This window comes from Nonomuraea mesophila (assembly GCF_004352805.1).
Taxonomy (GTDB): Bacteria; Actinomycetota; Actinomycetes; order Streptosporangiales; family Streptosporangiaceae; genus Nonomuraea; species Nonomuraea longispora.
Genome location: NZ_SMLD01000147.1, coordinates 1 through 23,299, shown reverse-complemented (window position 1 = coordinate 23,299; position 23,299 = coordinate 1). Strand labels below are relative to the sequence as shown.

Genomic DNA, 23,299 nt, shown 5'->3' with positions numbered 1-23,299 from the left:
CGGCCGACCCGCCCGTCACGACGGCGGCGGGCCTGCCCAAACGCCAGAGCCGGCACGCCGGCCCCGGCAGGCCCGCCCCGGTGACCCAGCAAGCCATCACGGACACCCTCGCGCCCGAGGACGCCGCCGCCGGCCTGGAGCGGATGCGGCAGGCGCTCGACTCGGGGTACGCCGCCGACCCGCAAGGACACACGCAGCCATGACGACGCAGCAGCCCACCGCCGACACCGCCAACATGACGTGGACCCTCAACAGGCTCGCCAAGGAGCCAGAGGTCATCAACGCGCTGCTGTTCACCACCGACGGGCTGGTGCTGGCCCGTTCCGACGGGCTGAGCCAGGACGACGCCGAGCGCGCCGCCGCCGCCATGTCCGGCATGAAGTCGCTGCAGGGCGAGCTCGCCTCCTTCTGCGGCATCCAGCGTGAGCACGGCGCCCCCGTCGCCCTGCGCCACGTGATCAGCGACATGAAGGACGTCACCGTGCTGCTGTTCGCGGCCGGCGAGCGTACGGGGGTCGGCGTGTCCGTCCGCGGCGACTCGATGAGCCAGCAGGTGGGCGTCGCCATCACCGCGACGCTGAAGATGATCGCCGGTCTGCGCGACGTGCTGAGCGCCCGCGAGCGGGGCAAGCACGCGTGACCGGACCGCGTCATCGGCGGGCGGGCATGATCCGCTCCCACACCGCTACCGGTGGCGACGCCATCCCGTCACGAGGCAGCCTGGACGACGCCACGCTGCTCGTCGCCGACACCGGCGCGCCGACGGCCGGCCTGCCGGCGCAGGCTCATCGGGTGATGGACCTCTGCCTGCCAGGAGTCCTGTCGGTGTCGGAGGTCGCCCACCACCTCCAGCTGCCCGGAGCGGTCGTCAAGGTGATCGTCTCCAGGCTGATCGACAGCGGGCACCTCACCGCCCGCGCCCCCTACGCCCCGCCGGCGGGGCAGCACGACGAGAACTTCCTACGGCAGGTACTGGATGCGCTACAGAAGCTGTGATCGTTACGTGCCCCCCGGAGCACGCTCAGTAAAAATTGTCGTGCTTGGTCCGTTCGCAGTGGGTAAAACCACGTTCGTGGGCACGGTGTCAGAAATCCGGCCGATGCGGACCGAAGAAGAGATGACACAGGCCGGGCGGCTTGTGGACGATCTCGAAGACCTGCGCGGCAAGACCACCACGACCGTCGCCATGGACTTCGGCCGCCTCACCCTCACCGACGACATCGTCTTGTACCTGTTCGGCACACCCGGCCAGCACCGGTTCCGCGGGATGGTGCGCTCGCTCATGGAGGGCGCGCTCGGAGGGCTGGTGCTGGTCGACACGCGGCGCATCGCCGACAGCTTCGACGCGATCGACCTGCTGGAGGAGGTCGGGCTGCCGTACACCGTGGCGGTCAACCACTTCGACGGCGCCCCTCGCTACGCCGAGGCCGACCTGCGCGACAGCCTGAGCATGCCCGACCACCGGCCGCTCGTCGGCCTGGACGCGCGCATGTTCAGCTCCGCCAAGCAGGGTCTGATCGTTCTCGTCTCCGACATCCTCGCCCACTTCCGACCGGAGCCCGCCCGATGACCATATCCTCTCCATCCCCGGCGCCCGTCGCGCGCCTGTTCGGCGACGACTTCGCCGCACGGGCCGAGGACGCCTACGACGCGCTGCGCGCCGCGGGACCGGTGGCCTGGGCTGAGATCGCCGAAGGTGTGCACGCGCTGGTCGTCACCAGCCGGCGCGCCGCCGCCGACCTGCTCAAGGACACCGCCACGTACAGCAAGGACAGCCGCATGTGGGCGGCGCTGCACCAGGGCAAGGTGCCCGCCGACAGCCCCGTCCTGGCGCTGATGGCGTTCCGGCCGAGCCTGCTGTACACCGACGGCGACCGGCACGCCCGCCTGCGGCATGCCATGGACGACTGCCTCGACAGGATCAACCTGCACGAACTGCAGGAGATCACCCGCGGCCACGCCCTGCGGCTCATCTCCGGCTTCGCCCACACCGGGCACGCCGACCTGATGAGCCAGTACGCCGACACCCTCCCGCTGCTCGTCTTCACCGACCTGCTGGGCTGCCCGCCCCAGCTGACCGGACGCATGGTCGCCGGCTGCCAGGGCATGATCAACGCCGGTCCCGAGGCCGGCAAGGGCGCCGCCGAGCTCGCCCAGTGCCTCTCCGAGATCATCCAGATGAAGTCCGCCCGGCCGGGACGCGACTGTACCTCCTGGATGTTGTCCCACCCCGCCGCGCTGACGCACGAGGAGATCCTGCACCAGCTCGTCGTGCTGGTCGGCGCCGGGACCATCCCCACCGCGGCCTGGATCGCCTCGGGCCTGCGCCTCCTGTTGACCGACGACGACTACGCCGGCGACCTGATCGGCGGAGCCGTCACCGTACGCCGTGCCATGGAACAGGTGTTGTGGACCCGCTCGCCCATGGCGAACTTCTCCGCGCACTACGCGCGCCACGCCACCACCCTGCACGGCGTCCCCATCCCCGCCGGCGTGCCGATCCTCATCAGCCACGCCGCGACCGGCACCGACCCGGAACTGCCCAGACTCGGCCACGACCACCGCTCCCACCTGGCCTGGTCGGCCGGGCCGCACCGCTGCCCGGCCGACAGCCAGGCCGCCGTCATCGCGCAGACCGGGATCGAGACGCTCCTGGACCAGCTGTGGAACCTCGACCTCACCGACGCCGAGGTTCCCAACCGGCCGGGGCCGTTCCATACGTGCCCCGCCGCGCTGGGCATCCGCTTCCGTCCCCAGCCGGTCGACCCCCCTGCCACCGGAGGTCCCCGTGACCTGCACTACGCCGATCCTCGACACCACCGGCACCCGCCTTTATGACCAGGTCGACGACCTGCGCGCCGCAGGCCCCGCCGTCCAGGTCCGGCTCCCCGGCGACCTCGTCGCCTGGTCCGTCAGCCGGGGCGACGTGGTCAAGCACCTCCTGACCCACCCCGACGTCTCCAAGGACGCCCGCAGATCCTGGCCCGACTACCGTCCCTTCGCCATCGCCTGGCTGACCGCCTGGGTCGACGTCGTCAGCATGTTCACCGCTGACGGCGCCGACCACCAGCGGCTGAAGGATCTGGTCGGCAGGGCCTTCACCGCCCGCCGCATCGAAGCCATGCGGCCCGCGATCGAGGACATCGTCGCCGCCCTGCTCGACGACCTCGCCTCCGAACCCCCCGGCCGCCCGGTCGACCTGCGCGAACGCTTCGCCTACCGGGTGCCCACCCAGGTCATCTGCAACCTGTTCGGCGTGCCCGTCGAGCAACGGCCCACCATGCTGGGCGTCATCGACGCCGTACTCGACACCAGCCTCACCGCCGAGCAGGCGGTCACCGTCCAGCGCGACATGTACGCCGCGATGCACCGCCTCATCGCCACCAAACGCGCCGAACCAGGCGACGACATGACGAGCCTGCTGCTGGTCGCGCAGGAGGCCGACGGCGACCGGCTCAGCATGGACGAGGTGGTCAGCACCCTGATCCTGATGATCGGGGCGGGCAGCGAGACGACGGTGTCGCTGATCGACCGCGCGATCATCGCCATGCTGACCCACCCCGCCCAGCTCGACACCGTACGCGCCACGCCGGAACGCTGGAGCGACGTCATCGAGGAGAGCCTGCGCCGGCACTCGCCGATCATGCACCTGCCGCTGCGCTACGCCACCGCCGACATCGACCTCGGCGACGGCGTCACCATCGGCAAGGGGGACCTCATCCTCATCGCGTTCGGCGCGCACGGCCGCGACCCGGAGGTCAACCCCGACCCCGGCAGGTTCGACATCGACCGGCGCGACCGCCGGCACCTCGCGTTCGGGTACGGCATCCACTTCTGCCTGGGAGCCCCGCTGGCCAGGCTCGAAGCGGGCCTCGCCCTGCCCGCGCTGTTCGAGCGGTTCCCGCACATGAGGCCGGCCGCCGACCCGGGCACGCTCCCGCCGGTGCCGTCGTTCATCGGCAGCGACGTACGGTCGCTGCCCGTGGTGCTGGAGCCGGCCGGATAGCCGGCCTCACACCCGTCCGATGCGCAGGGGCAGCGTCCGCGGCCCGCGGACCTGCCCCGCCGCCCAGGTCACCGCCGCCGGGTCGGCCAGGGTGAACTCCGGGATGCGCTCCAGCCAGACCTCCAACGCGACCCGCAGCTCCATGCGCGCCAGGTGGGAGCCCACGCAGCGGTGGATCCCCAGCCCGAACGCCACATGCCGGTTGACCTCGCGGTCGATGACGACCTCGTCCGGGCGGTCGAAGTGGGCCGGGTCCCGGTTGGCCGCGGGGAAGGACAGCAGCACCCAGTCGTCGGCCTTCATGTCGGCCCCGCGCCAGTGCATGTCCTGCTTGACCAGGCGCGCCATCGTCACCGGCGCGTACGCACGCAGGAACTCCTCCATCGCGGTCGGCAGCAGCTCCGGCTCGGCCACCAGGCGCTCCCTGTCGGCCGGCGTCTTCGCCAGGTGCCACAGGGACGCGCCGATCGCGCTCCACGTGGTGTCGATGCCGGCGATCAGCAGCAGGGCCATCGTGCCGGACACGTGCTGGGGCTGCAGCTTCTGGCCGTACAGCTCCGCGTCGATGAGGTAGGTCGTCAGGTCGTCGCGCGGGTGATCGAGGTGGTCGCGGATCTGCTCCAGCAGGTAGTCGAACAACTCCGACATGTGCGCCATGCGCTCCTCGGGCGGCAGGTTGACGCCTTCGAGGGAATGCTCGATGAACGTACGGAAGCGCGGCCCGTCCTCCGGCGGGAACCCCAGCATGTCGGCGATCACCCGCACCGGGATGTGCTGGGCGTACTCGCGGGCTGCGTCGACGTCCCGCCGGCCCTCCAGGGCGTCGATGAGCTCGTGGCAGTACGCCCGCGTGGCCGCCTCCCGCTTGGCGACCGCGCTCTTGGTGAAGGCCGGCAGCAGCAGCCTGCGCGCGTCGCGGTGGAACGGCGGGTCGGACGAGATCGGGGGCACGCCGCCGACCGGCGCCAGGTCGAGCGGCGGCCGGTAGTTGCTCATGACGATCGCCCGCGAGGAGAAACGTTCGGTGTCGTAGGCGATCGCCGTGACGTCCTCATGCCGCGTCGGCAGCCAGCCGCCGCCGAACCGGTCGGTGTGCGCGATCGGGCAGCGCTGCCGCAGGTCGTCCTGGATGGGGTACGGGTCGGCGGCCCATTCCGGCTCAAGGTGGGAGAAGTCGCTTGCCCAGTCGGAGACGGGGCCGGTGACGACCTCACTGCGGACGCCCTCCGGCTCCTCGCCCTGGCCGTCCCGGTAGTCCTGCGTGAAGCGCTCGTCAACGGCCATGTCAGGTCTCCTCATGCACGTCGATCGCCCTTTCGGGACAGTTGGCCACCGCCAGGCGCGCCGCCTGCTCCTCACCCGGCGGTACGAGGCCGTGGCCCAGGACCTGGCCGTAACCCTCGTCGTCCTCGCCGAACAGCCCGGGGGCCAGGTCGTAGCAGCGGCCGTGCCCCTGGCACCGTCCGGAATCGATCTGCACTTTCACGGGGTTGACTCCCTCTCTGCGGTGATGCCGGCGGGGGCGAGCACGGTCACGACACGGGTGAGCAGGTCGGCCCACTCCTCGTCGGCGACCGCGTGCAGGTCCGGCGTGACCAGCGCGCTGCCCATCGCCAGCAGGAGGCAGAAATGGGCCAGCGCCTCGGGCGACAGCGCGGGATCGAGGTCGCCGGCGTCCTGCGCCCCGCGTACGAGCCCGGAGATCTGGCCGGCACGTTCGCCGAGGTAGTCGCGCATGGGCAGGGCGACGTCCTGGTCACGACGGGCCGCGACGAGCGCCTCGACGATGAGCCGGCCGCGTACGTCGGGCCGGCGGGGCAGTTTGCGGCCGATGACGAGGAGCACCTCGTTGACCGGCCGGCCGGGGTCGGCGGCGAGCAACTCGGCGAGCATGCTGCGGCCGTGCGCGCGCAGGGCCGCGACGAGCAGGTCCGCCTTCGAGCCGAAGTGCGCGTAGAGCGCGCCGTTGCTCACCCCGGCGGCGGCGGCGATGTCGGCGACCCGGGTGCCGTCGTACCCGCGCTCGGCGAAGACGTCGGCGGCCGCACGCAGCAACCGCTCCCGCGTCTCTGCGGCCGTGACACCGGCGATGCGCCCCATACATGAATTAAAAAGTCGTTCATTTGATACGTCAAGGGCACCTGGAAGCGAACATGACGGGTGTCTAGCGCGCTTGCAGATGTCAGTACGGCACTCAAGGTGTCAGAGCACTTGGCAGTGAGGCATCGGGACTGTCAGTAGGGGCGTGTTCGACAGGAGGCTCGACTCGGGAGATGGTGACGGTCAGGCCTCGGCGGCTGGCGTTGGTGGTGGCGCCGGCGTTCGGTGAGTCTTTCGCGTCGTGGGTGGAGTATTTCATGCATGAGGAGTGGGGCCGGGCCGACCTTGCTGAACAGCGAGCCGAGGCCGCACGATTACGCATCATCCCGCCGCGCTCGCGCCGACGTGTTCTGCGTCTCCCCAGCCGGTTCGCGGTCACCCTCCGCCGCCTCGCCGACCACCTCGAACCCACCTAAAAGTGGGAAGCACAGGGCAGACAGGGCATCAACCCCCCGGTAGTTTCTGATCATGTCCGATGCCGACTTCACTCCCCTCCGCGTCACCTACCGGTCGCCCGAGCTCAACCGCACTCAGATCCGGGACTGGGCAGAAGCGAACGGCTACCTGGTCAGTGAGCGTGGCCGGATAGCTCCAGAGATCACCGAGGCCTTCTTCGCCGCCCATCCCGAGATCCTCGAGCAGGCGAGCACATTTGAGATGGTCCGCGCCACCGCGAGAACTCCCGGAGCGTCGCCAGAAGATTACGGGTGGGGGAAAGGCAGCGGGCTCGGCGACATCTACACCATCGTCTTCGTCCGCGGGCTGGACGAGCATGAGGTGCTTCGCCGGATTGGGGCCGCAGATGAGGACATCCGGCTCATCATGGACGAGGACTACTCCCAGCCGGAAGGACCGGAGATCATCACCGTGAGGCGAATCGAGGACTGGACGATCGCCATCGAGGATTGCGGTTGGCGAGCCTCACACATGGAGGCCCTCTGCCCTCTGTCCCGCGACGGCGGAGAAGCCGTGGCGGTGATGCGTCATGACTACGCCGCCCGACACCGCCTTGCCTACGCCGTCGACGGGGAATACCTCACCGACATCGATCCGGCCTTCCCTATTGAGAGGCGTGGCGCGGATCCTGATCGGCTCAATCGCTACCTTCGTGAGCTGGGTATTGATCCAGCCGCCGAGGACCGCATCGACAACGCCATCCCGGCTGCCTTGGCAATCGCCAGCCGGATCGCCGGCGTCGTGGTCACCCCAGCGCACCTTCGCCGCCCCATTCTCGGCGCCGCCATTCCCGGCGCTTACTGATTACCTTGACCACCCTTCGTAACCTCGGCACCATGCCCGACATGAGTGTCGGCCTGATTATCGCGATGCCTCTCCGCCAGTGGGGGCTCATCGACGCATCCATGGACAATGACGCCAGCGTCGAGACGGTCGATGGCAACCGCCAGCGGGCCGATCTTGCGCGCAGCATCCGCCAGGCCGGTTTGGATCAGCTCTATCGCTGGACGTCTGGCGTTTCAGGCTCCGGTTCGTGGCCACCGCCCGACGACATCGTGAAACCCAAGCTCACGATCGCTCAATGGCTTCTCACGATCGACGTCCTCGAACGCTGGGCCGCAGCCGCCGATCGCACCGGGCGCCACGAAGCCGCCGCCCAAGAACGCGAACTCCGAGAGCTGATTCTCTCCCGGCTTCAAGCGCACGGCGTCCGACTCCCTGAAGCCCTCGTCGGCAACCCTGGCCCAGAACAACCTCGAACTTCGGAGTCATGGCCTTCACCCGAGTGAACGCGATCTTCGACCCGGCACTGCCGACTTCGATGACGCGAGCAACCATATTTCGACACCCATCGAAGTGACAGTGTCCAGGTCGGGAGCAGGTTCCACTGTCATCTTCGCTGGGTCCAGACAACGGGCTCGGGGCCGGCCCAGAGGCCCCGGGTGCGCGGGAGGCAGGCTCGCACCCGAGCTGATCCGTTTTGCCGTCTCGGCAACGGAAGTTGTGGCTCAGCCAAGGGGCCACGAGGCTGACTCCGGCTGAACGACCAGCTCCAATCGCACGAGGAAGCAGGACGCTGATGCACGTTTTCGTCACCGGAGCAAGCGGCTACATCGGTGGCACCGTCGCCACCCGATTCCTTCGGGCAGGTCACACCGTCACCGGCCTGACCCGGAACGCGGCCAAGGCAGGCGACCTCGCTCGGCTGGGCATCCAGCCGGTGGTGGGCAGCCTGGACGACGCGGGAATACTCACCAAGCACGCCGGCCGTGCCGACGCGGTCATCAACGCGGCCGACAGTGACCATCGCCAAGCAGCGGAAACACTCATCTCCGCGCTGGCCGGGTCCGGCAAGCCGCTCATCCACACCAGCGGCTCCAGCATCGTGGGCGTCGGCACCAGCGGTGAAGCATCCGAAACCATCTTCCACGAAGACCTCCTCACCTCGCACTCCACCTGGCAGCCCGACCACCCCATACGCCAAGCACGCGTCGCCATCGACCGCCTGGTCCTGGCCGCCGCGGACCAAGGAGTGCGTACCGCGGTCCTGTGCCACAGCCTGATCTATGGAGACGCACGCGGGCTGCCGAGCGACAGCGTTCTGATCGCCGCGCTGGTGCAACAGGCGCGTTCCAGCGGGTCGGTCCAGTACGTCGGCTCCGGAGGCAACATCTGGTCCAACGTGCACCTCGACGACGTCGCCGACCTGTATCTCCTTACCCTGGAGAAGTCGCCCCCCGGCACCTTCTACTTCGTCGAGAACGGTGAGGAATCCTTCGCCGCGATCACCGAGGCCATCGCTCGCCGTCTCGGTCTGCCCGGTCCACGGCCCTGGAACCCCGACTCCGCTGACAATGTCTGGAACCCCCAGTTCGCCATGCACGCCCTTGGCTCCAACAGCCGTGTCCGCGCCGTTCGTGCCCGCGACCTGCTCGGTTGGCGCCCCCGATACCACTCGATCCTCGACTGGATCACTGGCGCCGACCTCGACGGAACGACACGCCGATAAGCTCTGTCCGGCACGTCAGCGGCGACGTTCAGGACAACAAGCGCCTGCGCGCTGTCCTCACCCACGACGACGATCATCGCGCCTCGTGAGCCGTTTCTGAGCCGGGCCCGTCGTCGGCGCCGGCGCCGGGCGAGCCGCCGGAGGCCTCGCGGATCCGCATGGGGGCAGAATGTGCCGATGGCGATCTCTGCTGACGACTCGGGTCCGGTCCGGATCGTGACGGCCGTTCTTCGCGACGGCGATCGGGTGTTGCTGTGTCGTCGAAACGCCGGACGCCGTTGGTGTCCCGACGTGTGGGACCTGCCGGGCGGCCACGTCGAGGAGGGGGAGGACCCGAAGGAGAGCCTCGTCCGCGAGCTTCGCGAGGAACTGGGCATCACGGCACCGGAGCCGTCCGGCCCGCCGGTGCATGAGATCAGGACCGCGACGTTCGACATGCAGATCTGGCTGGTCGACAGGTGGGCCGGGACACCCGTCAACGCCGCGCCGGACGAGCACGACGCGGTGGCGTGGTTCGGGACGGCCGACCTCGACGGCCTGCGTCTCGCCCACGAGCCGTATCTCTCGATGCTCACCGCCGTGCTCGTCACGTGACGTCGCTCCGGAAACCGGCGCATCCATGGACGATCACCGGCGGGGCCGTGCTCAGGCGGTGAGTTCTTCGATCACCGCGTCGGCCAGGCGGGCCGTGCGGTCCTGGTCGGTGTCCAGCGCGATGACGACGAGGCTGGAGCGCGGTTGCCCGATGCGTACGGACAGCGCTTGTGACGCGCGCGTGCACGGCCTATAAGGGTTCGATGACTGCATCGAACGAGCCGGCGGAACCGTCCTGGCCGCGGCTGCGCGCCGGCGACCACGTCGCCCTGGTCTCGCCGTCCAGCTTCCCCGGCGTCGAAGACGTCGAAGACCTCACCCGGCTGCTGGGCGGCTGGGGACTGAAGGTCAAGGCCGGGGAGCACGTCCTGGATCAGCGCGGTTATATGGCCGGGCATGACGCGGACCGGCTCGCCGACCTCAACGCCGCCTTCGCCGACCCCGAGGTGCGGGCGGTCATCGCCACGCGGGGCGGGGCCGGGGCCTACCGCATCTCGGGCGGGATCGACTTCGACGCCGTACGCGCCGACCCGAAACCGCTGGTGGGCTTCAGCGACATCACCTACCTGCACCTGGCGATCTGGCGTCACTGCCGGGTCCCCGGCATCCACGGCTGCCTGGTCGGCCACCACGCGATCGCGACCGCTCGCCGGCTGCTGATGGGCGCCGAGCCTTCGACCTACCGCCGCAATCCGGAGCTGCAGCCGGTCTCCGCCGAGGTGCCGGGCCGCGCCCGGGGCCACCTGCTGGGCGGATGGCTGGGGGCGCTGGCCGGCATGGCCGGCGCCGGTCTGCCCGACCTCACCGGGGCGATCCTGATGATCGAGGCCGAACGGACGGTCGGGCTGGGGCAGATCGACCGGCAGCTCACGCAGCTGCTCCAGGCCGGCGCGCTCGACGGTGTCCGGGGGATCGCCCTGGGACGGTTCCCTGGGTTCGAGGACTACACCGACCGCGGCTGGAACCTCATCGATGTGCTTCGTGACCGGCTCACGCCGCTCGGTGTCCCCGTGCTCGGGGGCCTCGAGTTCGGGCACGGCCCGGATCCCCACGCCGTCGCGCTGGGCACGATGGCCGAGCTCGACACGGAAGACGGCACGCTCACGCTTCGCCCGCCCGCGCGGTGACCGGGAGCCCGCCGTCACGGCGCGCGCAGCCCGCGCGCGACCTGAGGGTCATCCGGCGGCGCGGCGACGGCGAGCCGGGTCGGACAGGACGGCCGCCTGGTAGCCGGCGTCGTCGGGGTTGAGGTCGGTGCCGGGCGCCACGATGCGGTCGATGCGGTCCAGCACCGCGGGTTCCAGCACGATGTCGGCGGCGCTCAGCTGGGAGTGCAGGTGCTCGGCGGTGCGCGGGCCGATGATCGCGGCGGTCACCGCGGGGTGCGTGGTGACGAACGCCAGCGCCAGTTCGATCAGCGTCAGGCCCGCTTCGTCGGCGACGCGGGCGAGTTCGGTGGCGGCGTCGAGCTTGGCCTGGTTGCCCGGCACGGTCAGGTCGTAGTGGGCGAGCGTCTGGCGGAAGGGCATCGTCCGCGTACGGTGGCTGGACAGGCCGGGCGCGTCGCGGCGCCAGCGGCCGGACAGCCAGCCACCGGCGAGGGGGCTCCAGGCCAGCACCCCCATCCGGTACGCCTCGCAGGTGGGCAGCACGTCGGCCTCGACGCCCCTGGACAGCAGGGAGTAGGGCGGCTGTTCGCAGACGAAGCGTTCGCGCTGCCGGCGTTCGGCGACCCACTGCGCCTGCACGATGGCCGACGGGGCGAACGTCGACGACCCCGCGTAGCGGATCTTGCCGGCGTGGACGAGATCGGACAGCGCGCCCAGGGTCTCGTCGAGGTCGGTGGCGGGATCGGGCCGGTGCACCTGGTAGAGGTCGATGTGGTCGGTGCCGAGGCGGCGCAGGCTCTGCTCGCAGGCCCGGACGATCCAGCGCCGGGAGGCGCCGCGCTCGTTGGGCCCCGGACCCATGGGGCTCGACATCTTGGTCGCCACGATGACGTCGTCGCGGCGTCCGGCGATCGCCTTCCCGACGATGACCTCGGACTCGCCGCCCGAATAGACGTCGGCCGTGTCGATGAGGTTGACGCCGGCGTCGAGGGCCGTGCGGATGATGCCGATCGATGCGGCATGGTCGGGGTTTCCCCACTCGCCGAACATCATCGCGCCGAGGCACAGCGAACTGACGTGAACTCCCGTGCTGCCGAGCGGGCGGTATCGCATGACCGTGGACGGCCCTTCCGTGAGGAGGCGGTGTGCGGTGTGGAACGGCCGGCAAGCCTCTGCTACCGTCCGGCAATAACCGGAGCCGGGTCCGCTTGGTCGTCATGCTAAGCGGAGCCGACTCCACATAGCAAGCCGGGGAGACGACCGATGCCTGAACCGTCCGGACGGCAGATCCGGGCCGACGCGCGGGCCAACGAGGACAAACTGCTCGCCGCGGCGGCCGCGGCCTTCGCACGGGACGGCGCCGGCGCGACCCTGAAACAGATCGCCAAGGACGCGGGCGTCGGCATCGCCACCCTGTACCGGCGCTTCCCGACCCGCGAGCAGCTCGTCGACGCCACCTACCGCTACGAGACCGCCCGGCTCGCCTCCCGGACCCCGGACCTCCTCGACGGGCTGCGCGCCGACCGGGCTCTGCGGGCGTGGATGTCCGAGGTACTGGACTATCTCGCCACCAAACACGGCATGGCCGAGACGCTCAGGACCCTCCTGCGGAGTGACCGGGAGCTGAGCTCGCTGACGCGCGAGCAGCTGACCGGCGCGGTCGAGGAGTTCCGGCGCGCCGGGATCCAGCAGGGGGTGATCAGGGACGACGTGCCGTCGGCCGACATCCTCATGGCCCTGGCGGGTGCCACCCTCGTGACCGGGTCCGCTCACCAGCGGCCCCAGGCCGAACGCCTGCTCGACCTGCTGATGGACGGCCTCACCCGCGCGGACCGGGGACGCCGCGACCGGCCGTGACCCCGGCGCGACCGCGGGATCAGGGGAGCGGGAGGCGGGCGGCGACCTCGAAGAGCTGGGCTTCACGTCCCGGGCGGCCGACGAGCTGGAGCCCGACCGGCAGGCCGTCCACCGTGCCGGCCGGCACGGTCAGCGCGGGCAGGCCGAGCACGTTCCACGGGCTGGTGAACGCCAGCAGGGCGGCCCTGACGGCGATCCGCTGACCGTCCGGCTCGCTCTCGCGCTGGCCGATCAGCGGCGCGGTGATCGGCACGGTCGGCAGCGCCAGCACGTCATGGCTGCCGAACAACTCTCCGGCGGCCCTGGCGAGCCGCTCGCGGGCGGCCACGGCGCTTACGTACCGCCAGCCGGGCACCTCGGCGGCGACCCGCAGGCGGTCGAGCACCTCGGGGTCGAACAGCTCGGGCGCTTCGGCGAGCCGCTCCGCGTGCTCGGCGACCGCCTCGCAACTCTGAATCACCGTGTACGTGTCCCGCAGCTCCCGGCCGAGGTCCACGGCGAGCTTGACCTCCTCCTCGACCCATGACGCCCCCGCCGCCGCCCGCACCGCCCGCACGACCCGCGCGTCCCCGGCGAACAGCCCGCCCGGGTCGAGCCAGGCCACCCGGGCCTGCCCGCCGTCCTCCCGCCCGGCCGGGCCGGCGGGCCCCTGGGCGTGCCCCGGGACAGAGGGGGACGGCGGCCCGCCGGCGTCCCGCGCCACCAGGCAGCGGTAGGCGAGCAGGCAGTCGCGGGCGTCCCCGGCGAGCACGCCGACGTGGTCGAACGTGCGCGACAGGGGAAAGACCCCGTCGGCGGGAATGGCGTCGTACGCGGGCTTGAACCCGGCGATCCCGCACAACGCCGACGGGATGCGGACGGAACCACCGGTGTCGGTGCCGAGCGCGAGCGGCACCATGCCCGCCGCCACCGCGGCCGCGCTGCCGCCGCTGGAGCCGCCCGACATGCGTGAGGTGTCGCAGGGGTTGCGCGAGGGCCCGGTGGCCGAGCGGTCGCCCGTGGGACCGTAGGCGAACTCGTGGGTCGTGGTCGTGCCGACGATGACGGCGCCGGCCTCGCGCAGCAGTGTCACACAGGCCGCGTCACGGTCGGGGACGTACCCGGCGAAATGCCGCGAGCCCATGGTGACGGGCAGGCCGGCGACCATGATGAGGTCCTTCACGCCGACCGGGATGCCGTGCAGCGGGCCCCGGTCGGCGCCCTGGGCGAGCTCGTCGTCGGCCCGCCGGGCCGCGGCCAGTGCCCCGTCGGCGTCGACGGTGACGAACGCGTTGAGCGCGGGGTTGAGGCCGGCCACGGCGTCGAGCGCCTGCCGGGCCAGCTCGGTTGCGGTGGTGCGCCCCGCGCGCAGGTCCTGCCCGAGCGCGGCCACGGTGCGTCCGGCGAACGGTCCGGTCCTGCGGAAGTCTGGGGATGTCGGCATGCTTCCCTTTGTACGGCATCCCTCCGCCTCTCCTCCCATCCGCATGCCATGGGGTGAAGGCGGCTAAGATCGCCGGATGTCCGATCGGCCGTCAACGGTGCGCCAGGGGATGCGGTGGGCGCGCAGGATCCTCGCCGTCGCCCTCAGCGTGTGCGCCGTGGCCGGAGCCGTGCGGCTGATCGTGCCCGCGACCGGCGGGCCCGACGGTGAGCCGCCAGGGGCGCGGCGGCAGCTGGCGTTCCTGCGCTCCGCGCTCGACGCCGGCGCCGGCGACGAGGCGCAGCGCCTGTTCCCCGAGGGCTTCTTCTTCCTGCACACCCTGTACGGCCTGAGCTGGGTCGAGCTGGGCATGCGCAAGCCGGCCGGAGAGCGGGCGGAGGCCTTGGGAGAGGCGCGGTGGGCACTCGAACGGCTGGACTCGCCGGCCGGGCGCGCCCCGTTCAGCGCCGGGCTCGTACCGTCCTACGGCGTCTTCTACCGGGGCTGGTCCAACTGGCTGCGCGGCGGCGTGCTGAGCCTGCAGCAGGAAAGCCGTCGCGATCCCGCCGAGCTGCGCCGCTTCGTGGCCGACTCCGCCGAGATCGGCGTGGCCTTCGGCGCCGCGACCTCGCCCTACCTGGAGGCCTACCCCGGGCAGGCGTGGCCGGTCGACTCGACCGTGGCGGTGGCGTCGCTGCGGCTGCACGACGCGCTCGTCCGGCCGCGCTTCGGCCGCACCGTCGAGGACTGGCTGCGTGAGGCCCGTGAACGGCTCGACCCGCGCACCGGCCTGCTGCCGCACCGGGCCGACCCCGTGACGGGGGAGCCGGCCGAGGTGGCAAGGGGCACCTCGCAGAGCCTGATCCAGCGGTTCCTGGTGGACATCGACCCGGCCTTCGCCGCCGGGCAGTACACACGTTTCCGCGACCGCTACGTCGTCACCCCGCTCGGTCTCGGCCCGGCCGTCCGCGAATACCCCGAAGGCGTGGACGGGCCGGCCGACGTCGACTCTGGGCCGTTACCACTCGGCGTGAGCCTGTCGGCCACCGCGGTCACGCTGGGCGCGGCCCAGGTCCACGGCGACGCCCCGCTCGCCGAGGCGCTGGCCGGCTACGGCGAGCTGGCCGGTCTGCCGATCGGCACCCCGTGGACCAAGCGGTACGCATGGGGTCTGCTCCCCATCGGTGACGCGTTCCTGGTGTGGTCGAAGACGGCCCGGCCGTGGGTGGAGACGGTGCCGGCCCCGCCGCCCGCGAGCATCGCGTGGTGGTGGCGGGCACCGCTGCTGACGCTGCTGGCCGTGCTGGGGGCCGTCCCGTGGCTGCCCGCGCTGCGACGTCACCTGAAGGTCCGGGCCGTCACGCGCGGCGGCCGGCGCTCAGCCGGTGGGCCAGACGGTCCAGGCTGAGGTTGATGAGGATGAAGATGGCCGCGATGAGGATCGCCGCCGGGATGACGTTGGAGAAGTTGGCCGCGATCCCGTTCAGCCCGCGGTCCACCAGTTCGTCATAGCCGACGATCAGCCCGAGCGCCGAGTCCTTCAGCAGCACCACGAACTGGCTGACCAGGGCCGGCATCATGGCCTTCAGCGCCTGCGGCAGCAGGACGAGCCGCATCGCCTGCCCCTTGCGCATGCCCATCGCGTACGCGGCCTCCCGCTGGCCCTTGGGCAGGCTCTGCACCCCGGCCCGGATGATCTCCGCGATCACCGACCCGTTGTAGAGGGTGAGCCCGAAGACGACGGCGCTGAAGGCGGAGATGTTCGTGCCGAGCAGGGCGAACGACCCGAAGAAGGCGAAGAAGATGAGCAGCAGCAGCGGGACGGACCTGAAGAACTCCACCACGGCGGCGGCCGGCATCCGGATCCAGCGGTGGTCGGACATCCTCGCGGTGGCGAACACGATACCGAACAGCCCGGCCAGCACCACCCCGGTCACGGCCGCCGCCAGCGTCCCGGCCAGGCCGGGCAGGATGAACGTGGCCCAGACGTCGCCGCGCAGCAGCGGCGTCCACTTGTCGGCCGCCCACTGGTCCTTCTCGTCGAAGCGCACGAAAACGAAGTACGCCACCGCCAGCAGCGCGAGCGCCACGCCCGCGGCCAGCGCCCGGTTGCGCCGGATCCCGCGCGGGCCGGGAGGTTCGTAGAGGTTCGCGTACGTCATCGGGCCACCGCCATCCGCCGCGACAGCCAGCCGAACGCCAGGCCCATGGGCAGGCACAGCAGCACGAATCCGGCGGCGAAGCCGAAGAAGATCTCGATCACCTGGTCCCCGTACGTCTCGATCATCTCGCGCATGCGCACGGACGCCTCGCTGACGCCCACCACCAGCGCGATCGTCGTGTTCTTGGTCAGCGCGATCATGATGCTGCCCAGCGGCGCCACCACGGAGCGGAACGCCTGCGGCAGCGTGATGAGCCCGAGTGTCTTGACGAAGCCCAGCCCCAGCGACCTGGCGGCCTCGGCCTGGCCGACCGGCACCGTGTTGAGGCCCGAGCGCAGGGCCTCGCAGACGAAGGCCGAGGTGTAGGCGGTCAGCCCGATGACGGCGAGCCAGAAGTTGTTGGTCGCGATGTCGTCGGACAACTCCACCCCGAGGTTCGCGCCGACGCCGAGCCCGGTGAAGAGCAGGACCAGCGTGAGCGGGGTGTTCCTGGCCACGGACACGTACACGCCGGCGGCGCCGCGCAGGGAGGCCAGCGGCGCCACCCGCATGGCCGTCAGCGCCACGCCCAGCACGAGCGAGCCGAGCGCGCTGACGGCCGTCAGCCGTACCGTCATCCAGAACGCGGCGAAGACGGTGTCGCTCTCGATCAGCAACGCGTCCATGGGATCAGTACCGCTCCAGCTTCGGGGCCTCCGGCACGGTGAAGCCCGAGGAGCCGACGCTGGCCTGCAGCGCCTTCGTCCAGCTTCCGTCGGAGAACATCTTCTCGAGCGCGTCGTTGACCGCCTTGCGCCCGGCCGTGTCGTCCTTCTTCAGCCCGATGCCGTACTTCTCGGTGCTGAACGGCTTGCCGACCACCTTCAGCTTGCCGGCGTGCTGGGCGGCGTAGCCGGCGAGGATGACGTCGTCGGTGGTGATGGCGTCGAGCTGGCCGCCGAGCACGCGGTCCACGCACGCCGAGTACGTCCGCTCCTCCTGCAGCTGCACCTCCTTGGCGTACTCCGTCTTGACCTTCTGCGCCGGGGTGGAGCCGGCGACGGAGCAGAGCTTCTTGCCGTTGAGCGCCTCGGGACCGTTCAGCGCCGCGTCGGCGGCCCGTACCAGCAGGTCCTGCCCGGCCACGAAGTACGGCCCGGCGAAGGAGACCTTCTGCTTCCTGGCGTCCGTGATGGAGTACGTGGCCACCACCATGTCCACCTGGCCCTGCTCGATGAACGCCTCCCGGTTGGCGGAGACGGTCTCCTTCCAGGTGATGTCCTTCTCCTCGACCCCGAGCTGCTTGGCGACGTACTTGGCGACCTCGATGTCGAATCCGGAGAAGTCGCCGTTGGGGGTGCGCAGCCCGAGCCCGGGCTGGTCCGCCTTCACGCCGACGACCAGCTTCTTGGCGTTCTTGGCCTTGTCCACGACGGAGGCGTAGCTCTCCTGGCCGCCGCCGCAGGCGGTGGCCAGCGTGACGACGGCGAAAACGGCATAGAGGGATCTGCCGAACATGACACTCCTTAGTGGGTGAGGATCTTGGCGAGGAAGGACTGGGCGCGCTCACTGCTGGGGGCGCCGAAGAAGCCGTCAGGGGTGTCCTGCTCGACGATCTCGCCGTCGGCCATGAACACCACGCGGTCGGCCGCGCGCCTGGCGAAGCCCATCTCGTGGGTGACGACGACCATGGTCATGCCCTCACGGGCCAGCGCCGTCATCACCTCGAGCACCTCGTTGACCATCTCGGGGTCGAGCGCGGAGGTGGGCTCGTCGAAGAGGATCACCTTCGGGTCCATGGCCAGCGCCCTGGCGATGGCCACCCGCTGCTGCTGCCCGCCGGACAGCTGGGCGGGGAACTTGGCCGCCTGGCCGCCGATGCCCACCCGGTCGAGCAGTTCGCGGGCCTTGCGCACGGCCTCGTCCTTGGGCCGCCTGAGCACGTGGACCTGTGCGAGGACGACGTTGTCCACCACGGTCTTGTGCGCGAACAGGTTGAAGGACTGGAAGACCATGCCCACTTCGGCGCGGAGCCGGGCGAGCTGCCGTCCCTCGGCGGGCAGCGGGGTCCCGTCCACGCTGATCGTGCCGGAGTCGATGGTCTCCAGCCGGTTGATCGCGCGGCACAGAGTCGACTTGCCCGCTCCGGACGGGCCGATGATCACTACGACCTCGCCCTGCCGGACGGTCAGGTTCACGTCCCTGAGGACATGGTGTTCGCCGTAGCGTTTGTTGACCTGGTCCAGGACGATCAAGTCCGCCTGGGTCATGCGTCACGCTCCTCGTGTCGGTCAGCGTTGGCGTAACCGTAGGAGTCGCGTGTTCTGCGAAAAGGCTTGTGCGCGTTCTGCTCAGCTATTGCCGGGGTTTCGACGAGTCCGAGGTGGCGCCGGAGACGCCGATGGTGGACATGAAGGCGCGGTCCCACTGCCCGTCACGCAACCAGCGTGCGATCAGCCCGTTGAGGTGGTCGCGGAAGACGGTGTCCTCCTTGCGGACCCCCATCCCGTACGGCTCACGCCCGAACGGCTTGCCCACCAGCCGCAGCGTGTCGGGATGCTGGGCCATCAGCCCGTGCAGGATGGTGTCGTCGGTGCTGACCGCGTCGATGCGCCCGGAGATGAGCGCCGGCACGCACACGCTGTAGACGTCGACGATCTCCAGGTCTGCGCCGGGCAGCAGCGAGCGCAGCCGCTCGACGGACGTGGAGCCCTTGGCCGTGCAGACCCGTTTGCCGTCGAGGTCCGACACGTCGCGGATGGTGGAGTCGCCCGACCTGACCAGCATGTCCTGCCCGGCGTAGTAGTACGGGTCGGTGAAGGTGACCTGCTCGGCGCGGGCCGGCGTGATCGAGTACGTCGCGATGACGAGGTCCACGACCTCCTGCTTGAGGAAGTTCTCCCGCTCCCGCGAGACGGTCTCCACGAAGCGGATGTTGCGCTCGCTGCCGGTGAGTTCCTTGGCGACCAGGCGGGCCATCTCCGCGTCGAAGCCGGTGATCCGCCCGCTGGCCGGGTCCTTGTAGCCGAACAGCGGCTGGTCGAACTTGATGCCCACGGTGAGGATGCCGCGATCCCTGATGCGGTCCATGGTGGAGCCCTCGGGGAACGGGCTCGCCTCGCCGCAGCCCACGGCCAGCAGGCATAACAGCGTGGCGAGCAGCCCCCTGAGCGCGGTCACCGTACGCGGTACCGGTGCTGCGGGCGCCCGGTGGGGCCGTATCTCGGCCGTCCTTCGACCAGGCCGCGCTCGGCCAGGTGCTCCAGGTAGCGGCGGGCGGTGGCCCGGCTGACGCCGATCAGCTCGCCGAGCTCGTGCGCGGAGGCGTCCTCGTCGACGCCGGCCAGCGCGTCGAGCACCGCCTGCTCGGTGGCGGCGGAGATGCTCTTGGGCCGGGCTCCCTGGTCGAGATGGAGCGAGCGGAAGATGCGGTCGATCTCCTGCTGCTCGGCGAACCGGCCGCCGGACTCGAGCTGCGCGACCGTCGCCGCGTACCGCAGCAGCGTCTGTTCGAGCGTGCCCGCCCGCGTCGGCTTGACCAGGTAGTACAGGGCGCCCCGCTGGATGGCCGCGCGGACCGTCGCCGACTCCTTGCGGCCGGAGATCACGATGACGTCGGCGGGAGGCTGGTCGGGCCGGCGCAGCCGGTGCGCCACCTCCAGGCCCGGCAGGTCGGGCAGGTGCAGGTCGAGCAGGACCAGCCGGGGCGCGAAGCGGGCGGCGGCGGCGAGCGCCGCGTGCCCGCTGTGGGCGATGCCCACCACCCTGAACCCCAGGACCCGGTTCACCTGCGCGTGCAGCGCCGCGGTGACGACCGGATCGTCGTCCACGATGAGAACGGTGATGTCCCTGGCCTCAGGCATCGCCACGCTCCTCGTCCAGCTGATAGGGGGTTCTAGCAGCTTAGGCGGCTTTTGACACAAAAGATCGACTTTTGCTCGTTCTGCTCATCATGATCCGCCGCCCACGCCCGTTTCCTCCTAATCTGTACGCGAACGACAGCGGGAAGGGACGGACGCCGGTGAGATGGCTGCTCGCGGTCACGGCCCTATGGACATTACTAGGCCTGCTGCCCCTGGCGCTGCTCACCTCCTCCAGCATCTCCCTGTCGGAGCAGGCGGTGCGGGACGAGGTCACCGACCGGGTCGGGACCACCGCCTCGGTGAGCCGGGTCGTCGTGGAGCAGCAGATGGACTCGCTCAAACAGCTCGTCACGGCGTTCGCGCAACGCCCCCAGGTGCGCGAGGCGATCGGGCAGGTCACCACGAAGTCCATGCGCGGCTACCTCGACCAGCTCGAACGGCAGCGCGACGGCGTCAGCGGCATCATCCTGATCACGCCCGACGGCGACATGCTGGGCGCCGAGCCGCCGAGCGGCCTGCCCCAGGACATCGGCAACACCGACTGGTACCGCGCCGTGCGCGACCGGCGGCACGCCCACGTCTCGCAGGCGTACACGCCCACGATGGTCGGCGTGTCCAGAGCCGTCGCGGTGGCCGCGCCCATCCCCAGCGCCGACGGCGAGCGCATGCTCGGCATCCTCACCGTCGTCTACAGCCTGGACGCCATCCAGAAGTTCGCCGAGCAGGCCGCGAACGCGCAGGGCATCAGGCTGCTGATCACCGACCAGGCCGGCGTGCTCGTCGCCGACCCCGGCAGGAAGCTCTACGCCCTCACCTCCCTGCGCGAGGACCCGCGGGTGGACGCGGCGCTCGCCGGACGCACCTGGAACGGCACGTTCCGCGGCATCGACGGCACCGTGCTCTCCGCATCGGAACCCATCCCCGGCATCGGCTGGACGGTCACCGCCGAGGTTCCTGCCGCCGCCGCGCTTGCCTCCGCCGAACAGCTCAGGTCCAACGTGCTCGCCGTCGCGGCCCTGCTGGCGCTGCTCATCCTCATCGGGCTGGGCCTGCAGATCCGCAGCGAGCACGGCCGCCGCCGGGCGCAGGCCACGCTGGCCAGGTACGCGGCCGAACTGGCCGCCGCCAGGGACGACGCCGTCAACGCCTCCAGCGCGAAATCCGAGTTCCTCGCCAAGATCAGCCACGAGATCCGCACCCCGATCAACGGCGTGCTCGGCATGAACTCCCTGCTCATGGGCACCCGGCTGGACGACGAGCAGCGCCACTACACCGCCACGGCCCAGGGCGCGGCCCGCAACGTGCTGCGCCTGCTCGACGACTTCCTCGACCTGTCCAGGATCGAGGCGGGCCACCTGCAGGTGGAGGCGGTGCCGTTCGACCTGCCGCGGCTCTGCGACGAGGTCGTCGCGCCCTTCGCCCCGCACGCCTACGAGCAGGGGCTCTGGCTCACCCTCCGGCTCGACGAGGGCGTGCCGCGGCAGGTGGCGGGCGATCCCGCGCGCCTGCGCCAGGTGCTCACGAACCTGGTCGGCAACGCGCTCAAGTTCACCGTCCAGGGCGGCGTCGACCTGCAGGTCACCCTCGACGAGGGCAGCCCTGGGGACGAACGGGCGGTGCTGCGCTTCGCCGTCGCCGACACCGGGATCGGCGTCGGCCCCGACGACCGTGACCGGGTCTTCGGCGTCTTCCGCCAGGTCGACTCGCCGATCACCCGCAGGACCGGCGGCAGCGGCCTGGGCCTGGCCATCAGCAGGCAGCTCGTCGAGCTCATGGGCGGCCGGATCGGGCTGGACAGCGTGGAAGGCGTGGGCAGCCGGTTCTGGGCGACCCTGCCGGTGGACGTCCTGACCTGGTCGGAGCCCAAGCCCGAGGAACTGGAGGGGCGGCGCGTGCTCGTCGTCGACCCGCGCCCCCAGGACCGCACCCTGGCCGGGCGGTCGCTGGCGGAGGCGGGGCTCGCCGTCGAGGAGACCAAGGACGACGCGTCCGCGCTGACGCTGCTGCGGGCCGCCGCCGCGAGCGGGCGGCCGTACGAGCTGGCGGTCGTCGCCCTGGACCTCGGCGAGTCGGAGTCGCTCGCGCACGTCATCCTCACCGACCCGCTGCTCCAGGCCACCAGCGTCGTCGTGGTCGTGACGCCGGGCCGCTCCGGGTTCGCCTGGCCGGGCGCCTCGGGGGAGCGCGCCGTGCAGTCGATCACCCGGCCGCTCAGCCGCCGCCGCCTGCTCGCCGCCGTGGAGAACGCCCTCGGCACCGCCGACGCGCCCGGCGAGCCTGGCGAGGGCACGCAGGCCGAGGGGCAGGACGGCGGGACGCGCATCCTGGTGGCCGAGGACGACGAGGTGAGCCGCCAGGTGGCGATGCTCGTCCTGGAACAGGCCGGGCACGAGGTCGACACCGTGGACGACGGCGAGCAGGCCGTACGGGCCGTGCTGGCCGGCGACTACGACCTCGTGTTCATGGACTGCCAGCTGCCCGTGCTCGACGGGCTGGCCGCGACCGCGGAGATCCGCGCCCGCGAGGAGGGGCACACCCCGATCATCGCGATGACCGCGGCCGCGATGCCGGACGACCGGATCCGGTGCCTTGAGGCGGGCATGGACGACCACCTGGCCAAGCCGGTCGACTGGCCCAGGGTGCTGGCGAGCATCCCGGAGTGGGCGGCGTACTCGAGCCTGCCGCCGGAGCTGGCGGGGTTGTCGCCGGAGGCGGTCGCCGACGTGGCCCAGGCGTACCGTGCCACCGCGACGCGGACGTTCGAGGAACTGCGGCGGGCGGCGGAGGACGGCGACGCGGCGGAGGTGGCCGCGGTCGCCCACCGGCTCAAAGGCGCCTGCGCGACCGTCGGCGCCGCCCGCGAGGCGACGTTGTGCCAGCGCGTCGAGGATGCGGGCCGTACGGGGGAGGTCGAGAGAGAGGCGATCGACCAGCTGGGTGGCCTTATCACGGAACCGCCCTCATGGATGAACGCCCTATATACGTGAAATAGCGCTATATTTCTGGGAATAGTGTGGTGCGAGGTACGTCGCCATCCATGTCTCTCTGTGCTTGCGTGATCGCCCACTGGTGAAGGAGGGGTTGATGGCGGATCCGTCGGCGCAGCGACGGGTCGATGGTGACGTTGCGGCCCGCGTCGGGCGGCACGATGACCTCCAGAACGATGGTGATGGGGCCGTCATTGACGAGCGAGACCTTCATGTCGGCGCCGAACACCCCGGTCTCCACGTGCGCGCCCAGCGCGCGCAGCTCGTCCACGACG

28 protein-coding genes are annotated in these 23,299 nt (G+C 70.8%); 15 read left to right on the top strand and 13 right to left on the bottom strand.

Annotated elements, in window-relative coordinates; genetic code table 11:
* From E1295_RS49280 to E1295_RS36985, 6 genes are all read left to right on the top strand, one after another.
* Positions 1 to 203, top strand: a 203-nt coding sequence (locus tag E1295_RS49280; protein WP_166427591.1) for a hypothetical protein, incomplete at its 5' end; no start/stop codon positions are given.
* A complete protein-coding gene (locus tag E1295_RS37005) occupies positions 200 to 640 on the top strand; it encodes a roadblock/LC7 domain-containing protein (RefSeq protein WP_132638054.1) in 441 nt (146 codons plus the stop codon). The genes E1295_RS49280 and E1295_RS37005, both read left to right, overlap by 4 nt.
* Complete coding sequence (locus E1295_RS37000; RefSeq protein WP_220449078.1) at positions 637 to 996, top strand: DUF742 domain-containing protein; 360 nt, start codon at positions 637 to 639, stop codon at positions 994 to 996. The genes E1295_RS37005 and E1295_RS37000 overlap by 4 nt, the downstream gene beginning before the upstream one ends.
* Positions 977 to 1,570: a GTP-binding protein gene (locus E1295_RS36995; protein ID WP_132638052.1), complete on the top strand. Its 594-nt coding sequence runs from the start codon at positions 977 to 979 to the stop codon at positions 1,568 to 1,570. The genes E1295_RS37000 and E1295_RS36995 overlap by 20 nt, the downstream gene beginning before the upstream one ends.
* Complete coding sequence (locus E1295_RS36990) at positions 1,567 to 2,838, top strand: cytochrome P450 (RefSeq protein ID WP_181958103.1); 1,272 nt, start codon at positions 1,567 to 1,569, stop codon at positions 2,836 to 2,838. The genes E1295_RS36995 and E1295_RS36990 overlap by 4 nt, the downstream gene beginning before the upstream one ends.
* Positions 2,789 to 4,006, top strand: a complete 1,218-nt coding sequence (locus tag E1295_RS36985; protein ID WP_132638050.1) for a cytochrome P450 family protein — start codon at positions 2,789 to 2,791, stop codon at positions 4,004 to 4,006. The genes E1295_RS36990 and E1295_RS36985 overlap by 50 nt, the downstream gene beginning before the upstream one ends.
* Positions 4,007 to 4,012: 6 nt before the next feature.
* On the opposite strand, the gene E1295_RS36980 is transcribed toward E1295_RS36985, so the two are convergent.
* Genes E1295_RS36980 through E1295_RS36970 form a run of 3 tightly spaced genes read right to left on the bottom strand, consistent with a single transcriptional unit; the run spans position 4,013 to position 6,106 of the window.
* Positions 4,013 to 5,290, bottom strand: a complete 1,278-nt coding sequence (locus E1295_RS36980) for a cytochrome P450 (RefSeq protein ID WP_132638048.1) — start codon at positions 5,288 to 5,290, stop codon at positions 4,013 to 4,015.
* Position 5,291: 1 nt separating this feature from the next.
* Positions 5,292 to 5,492: a ferredoxin gene (locus tag E1295_RS36975; RefSeq protein ID WP_132638046.1), complete on the bottom strand. Its 201-nt coding sequence runs from the start codon at positions 5,490 to 5,492 to the stop codon at positions 5,292 to 5,294.
* Complete coding sequence (locus E1295_RS36970) at positions 5,489 to 6,106, bottom strand: TetR/AcrR family transcriptional regulator (RefSeq protein WP_132638044.1); 618 nt, start codon at positions 6,104 to 6,106, stop codon at positions 5,489 to 5,491. The genes E1295_RS36975 and E1295_RS36970 overlap by 4 nt, the downstream gene beginning before the upstream one ends.
* A gap of 173 nt (positions 6,107 to 6,279) precedes the next feature.
* Between E1295_RS36970 and E1295_RS36965 the strand changes: the two genes are divergently transcribed.
* From E1295_RS36965 to E1295_RS36945, 5 genes are all read left to right on the top strand, one after another.
* Positions 6,280 to 6,522, top strand: coding sequence for a hypothetical protein (locus tag E1295_RS36965; RefSeq protein ID WP_132638042.1), 243 nt, complete (start codon positions 6,280 to 6,282; stop codon positions 6,520 to 6,522).
* A 52-nt stretch (positions 6,523 to 6,574) separates the two neighbouring features.
* Positions 6,575 to 7,366, top strand: a complete 792-nt coding sequence (locus E1295_RS36960) for a DUF6461 domain-containing protein (protein WP_132638040.1) — start codon at positions 6,575 to 6,577, stop codon at positions 7,364 to 7,366.
* Positions 7,367 to 7,398: 32 nt separating this feature from the next.
* Positions 7,399 to 7,851 (top strand): hypothetical protein, encoded by a 453-nt coding sequence (locus E1295_RS36955; RefSeq protein ID WP_132638038.1) that lies wholly within the window; start codon positions 7,399 to 7,401, stop codon positions 7,849 to 7,851.
* A gap of 290 nt (positions 7,852 to 8,141) precedes the next feature.
* Complete coding sequence (locus tag E1295_RS36950; RefSeq protein ID WP_132638036.1) at positions 8,142 to 9,071, top strand: NAD-dependent epimerase/dehydratase family protein; 930 nt, start codon at positions 8,142 to 8,144, stop codon at positions 9,069 to 9,071.
* 177 nt (positions 9,072 to 9,248) lie between these two features.
* Positions 9,249 to 9,665, top strand: a complete 417-nt coding sequence (locus E1295_RS36945) for an NUDIX domain-containing protein (RefSeq protein WP_132638034.1) — start codon at positions 9,249 to 9,251, stop codon at positions 9,663 to 9,665.
* A gap of 51 nt (positions 9,666 to 9,716) precedes the next feature.
* On the opposite strand, the gene E1295_RS49275 is transcribed toward E1295_RS36945, so the two are convergent.
* Positions 9,717 to 9,878: a hypothetical protein gene (locus tag E1295_RS49275; protein WP_166427590.1), complete on the bottom strand. Its 162-nt coding sequence runs from the start codon at positions 9,876 to 9,878 to the stop codon at positions 9,717 to 9,719.
* On the opposite strand from E1295_RS49275, the gene E1295_RS36940 reads away from it, so the two are divergent.
* A complete protein-coding gene (locus E1295_RS36940) occupies positions 9,869 to 10,792 on the top strand; it encodes a S66 peptidase family protein (RefSeq protein ID WP_132638032.1) in 924 nt (307 codons plus the stop codon). The genes E1295_RS49275 and E1295_RS36940 overlap by 10 nt on opposite strands.
* Positions 10,793 to 10,840: 48 nt before the next feature.
* Here the strand turns inward: E1295_RS36940 and E1295_RS36935 are convergent, their stop codons facing one another.
* Positions 10,841 to 11,887: an aldo/keto reductase gene (locus tag E1295_RS36935; protein WP_132638030.1), complete on the bottom strand. Its 1,047-nt coding sequence runs from the start codon at positions 11,885 to 11,887 to the stop codon at positions 10,841 to 10,843.
* Positions 11,888 to 12,037: 150 nt separating this feature from the next.
* Here E1295_RS36935 and E1295_RS36930 point away from each other — a divergent pair, with 150 nt between their 5' ends.
* Entirely contained in the window at positions 12,038 to 12,631 is a 594-nt protein-coding gene (locus E1295_RS36930) for a TetR/AcrR family transcriptional regulator (RefSeq protein WP_132638028.1), read from the top strand.
* Positions 12,632 to 12,650: 19 nt separating this feature from the next.
* On the opposite strand, the gene E1295_RS36925 is transcribed toward E1295_RS36930, so the two are convergent.
* Positions 12,651 to 14,054, bottom strand: a complete 1,404-nt coding sequence (locus tag E1295_RS36925; RefSeq protein WP_132638026.1) for an amidase — start codon at positions 14,052 to 14,054, stop codon at positions 12,651 to 12,653.
* Positions 14,055 to 14,130: 76 nt separating this feature from the next.
* Between E1295_RS36925 and E1295_RS36920 the strand changes: the two genes are divergently transcribed.
* Complete coding sequence (locus E1295_RS36920; protein WP_220449077.1) at positions 14,131 to 15,441, top strand: hypothetical protein; 1,311 nt, start codon at positions 14,131 to 14,133, stop codon at positions 15,439 to 15,441.
* Here E1295_RS36920 and E1295_RS36915 read toward each other — a convergent pair.
* From E1295_RS36915 to E1295_RS36890, 6 genes are all read right to left on the bottom strand, one after another.
* On the bottom strand, positions 15,392 to 16,195 hold the full coding sequence (locus E1295_RS36915) for an amino acid ABC transporter permease (protein ID WP_132638024.1): 804 nt from the start codon (positions 16,193 to 16,195) through the stop codon (positions 15,392 to 15,394). The genes E1295_RS36920 and E1295_RS36915 overlap by 50 nt on opposite strands.
* Entirely contained in the window at positions 16,192 to 16,860 is a 669-nt protein-coding gene (locus tag E1295_RS36910; RefSeq protein WP_132638022.1) for an amino acid ABC transporter permease, read from the bottom strand. The genes E1295_RS36915 and E1295_RS36910 overlap by 4 nt, the downstream gene beginning before the upstream one ends.
* A gap of 4 nt (positions 16,861 to 16,864) precedes the next feature.
* Positions 16,865 to 17,692 (bottom strand): glutamate ABC transporter substrate-binding protein, encoded by an 828-nt coding sequence (locus tag E1295_RS36905; RefSeq protein WP_132638020.1) that lies wholly within the window; start codon positions 17,690 to 17,692, stop codon positions 16,865 to 16,867.
* An 8-nt stretch (positions 17,693 to 17,700) separates the two neighbouring features.
* A complete protein-coding gene (locus E1295_RS36900; protein ID WP_132638018.1) occupies positions 17,701 to 18,444 on the bottom strand; it encodes an amino acid ABC transporter ATP-binding protein in 744 nt (247 codons plus the stop codon).
* An 85-nt stretch (positions 18,445 to 18,529) separates the two neighbouring features.
* Positions 18,530 to 19,354, bottom strand: a complete 825-nt coding sequence (locus tag E1295_RS36895) for a glutamate ABC transporter substrate-binding protein (RefSeq protein WP_246080797.1) — start codon at positions 19,352 to 19,354, stop codon at positions 18,530 to 18,532.
* Entirely contained in the window at positions 19,351 to 20,037 is a 687-nt protein-coding gene (locus E1295_RS36890) for a response regulator (RefSeq protein WP_132638016.1), read from the bottom strand. The genes E1295_RS36895 and E1295_RS36890 overlap by 4 nt, the downstream gene beginning before the upstream one ends.
* A 158-nt stretch (positions 20,038 to 20,195) precedes the next feature.
* On the opposite strand from E1295_RS36890, the gene E1295_RS36885 reads away from it, so the two are divergent.
* Positions 20,196 to 23,024 carry a hybrid sensor histidine kinase/response regulator gene (locus E1295_RS36885; protein WP_132638014.1) on the top strand — a complete coding sequence of 943 codons (2,829 nt, stop codon included), beginning with the start codon at positions 20,196 to 20,198 and terminating at the stop codon, positions 23,022 to 23,024.
* A 7-nt stretch (positions 23,025 to 23,031) separates the two neighbouring features.
* Here E1295_RS36885 and E1295_RS52260 read toward each other — a convergent pair.
* Positions 23,032 to 23,299, bottom strand: a 268-nt coding sequence (locus E1295_RS52260) for a D-aminoacyl-tRNA deacylase (RefSeq protein WP_342775938.1), incomplete at its 5' end; no start/stop codon positions are given.

Coding starts and splice junctions, on each gene's coding strand:
- E1295_RS36915 (WP_132638024.1), bottom strand. CDS start 16,195: ATGACGTACGCGAACCTCTACGAACCTCCCGGCCCGCGCGGGATCCGG.
- E1295_RS36960 (WP_132638040.1), top strand. CDS start 6,575: ATGTCCGATGCCGACTTCACTCCCCTCCGCGTCACCTACCGGTCGCCC.
- E1295_RS36980 (WP_132638048.1), bottom strand. CDS start 5,290: ATGGCCGTTGACGAGCGCTTCACGCAGGACTACCGGGACGGCCAGGGC.
- E1295_RS36940 (WP_132638032.1), top strand. CDS start 9,869: ATGACTGCATCGAACGAGCCGGCGGAACCGTCCTGGCCGCGGCTGCGC.
- E1295_RS36900 (WP_132638018.1), bottom strand. CDS start 18,444: ATGACCCAGGCGGACTTGATCGTCCTGGACCAGGTCAACAAACGCTAC.
- E1295_RS49275 (WP_166427590.1), bottom strand. CDS start 9,878: ATGCAGTCATCGAACCCTTATAGGCCGTGCACGCGCGCGTCACAAGCG.
- E1295_RS36910 (WP_132638022.1), bottom strand. CDS start 16,860: ATGGACGCGTTGCTGATCGAGAGCGACACCGTCTTCGCCGCGTTCTGG.
- E1295_RS36955 (WP_132638038.1), top strand. CDS start 7,399: ATGCCCGACATGAGTGTCGGCCTGATTATCGCGATGCCTCTCCGCCAG.
- E1295_RS36925 (WP_132638026.1), bottom strand. CDS start 14,054: ATGCCGACATCCCCAGACTTCCGCAGGACCGGACCGTTCGCCGGACGC.
- E1295_RS36905 (WP_132638020.1), bottom strand. CDS start 17,692: ATGTTCGGCAGATCCCTCTATGCCGTTTTCGCCGTCGTCACGCTGGCC.
- E1295_RS36965 (WP_132638042.1), top strand. CDS start 6,280: ATGGTGACGGTCAGGCCTCGGCGGCTGGCGTTGGTGGTGGCGCCGGCG.
- E1295_RS36890 (WP_132638016.1), bottom strand. CDS start 20,037: ATGCCTGAGGCCAGGGACATCACCGTTCTCATCGTGGACGACGATCCG.
- E1295_RS36970 (WP_132638044.1), bottom strand. CDS start 6,106: ATGGGGCGCATCGCCGGTGTCACGGCCGCAGAGACGCGGGAGCGGTTG.
- E1295_RS36950 (WP_132638036.1), top strand. CDS start 8,142: ATGCACGTTTTCGTCACCGGAGCAAGCGGCTACATCGGTGGCACCGTC.
- E1295_RS36920 (WP_220449077.1), top strand. CDS start 14,131: ATGTCCGATCGGCCGTCAACGGTGCGCCAGGGGATGCGGTGGGCGCGC.
- E1295_RS36990 (WP_181958103.1), top strand. CDS start 1,567: ATGACCATATCCTCTCCATCCCCGGCGCCCGTCGCGCGCCTGTTCGGC.
- E1295_RS36995 (WP_132638052.1), top strand. CDS start 977: ATGCGCTACAGAAGCTGTGATCGTTACGTGCCCCCCGGAGCACGCTCA.
- E1295_RS36935 (WP_132638030.1), bottom strand. CDS start 11,887: ATGCGATACCGCCCGCTCGGCAGCACGGGAGTTCACGTCAGTTCGCTG.
- E1295_RS37005 (WP_132638054.1), top strand. CDS start 200: ATGACGACGCAGCAGCCCACCGCCGACACCGCCAACATGACGTGGACC.
- E1295_RS36930 (WP_132638028.1), top strand. CDS start 12,038: ATGCCTGAACCGTCCGGACGGCAGATCCGGGCCGACGCGCGGGCCAAC.
- E1295_RS36945 (WP_132638034.1), top strand. CDS start 9,249: ATGGCGATCTCTGCTGACGACTCGGGTCCGGTCCGGATCGTGACGGCC.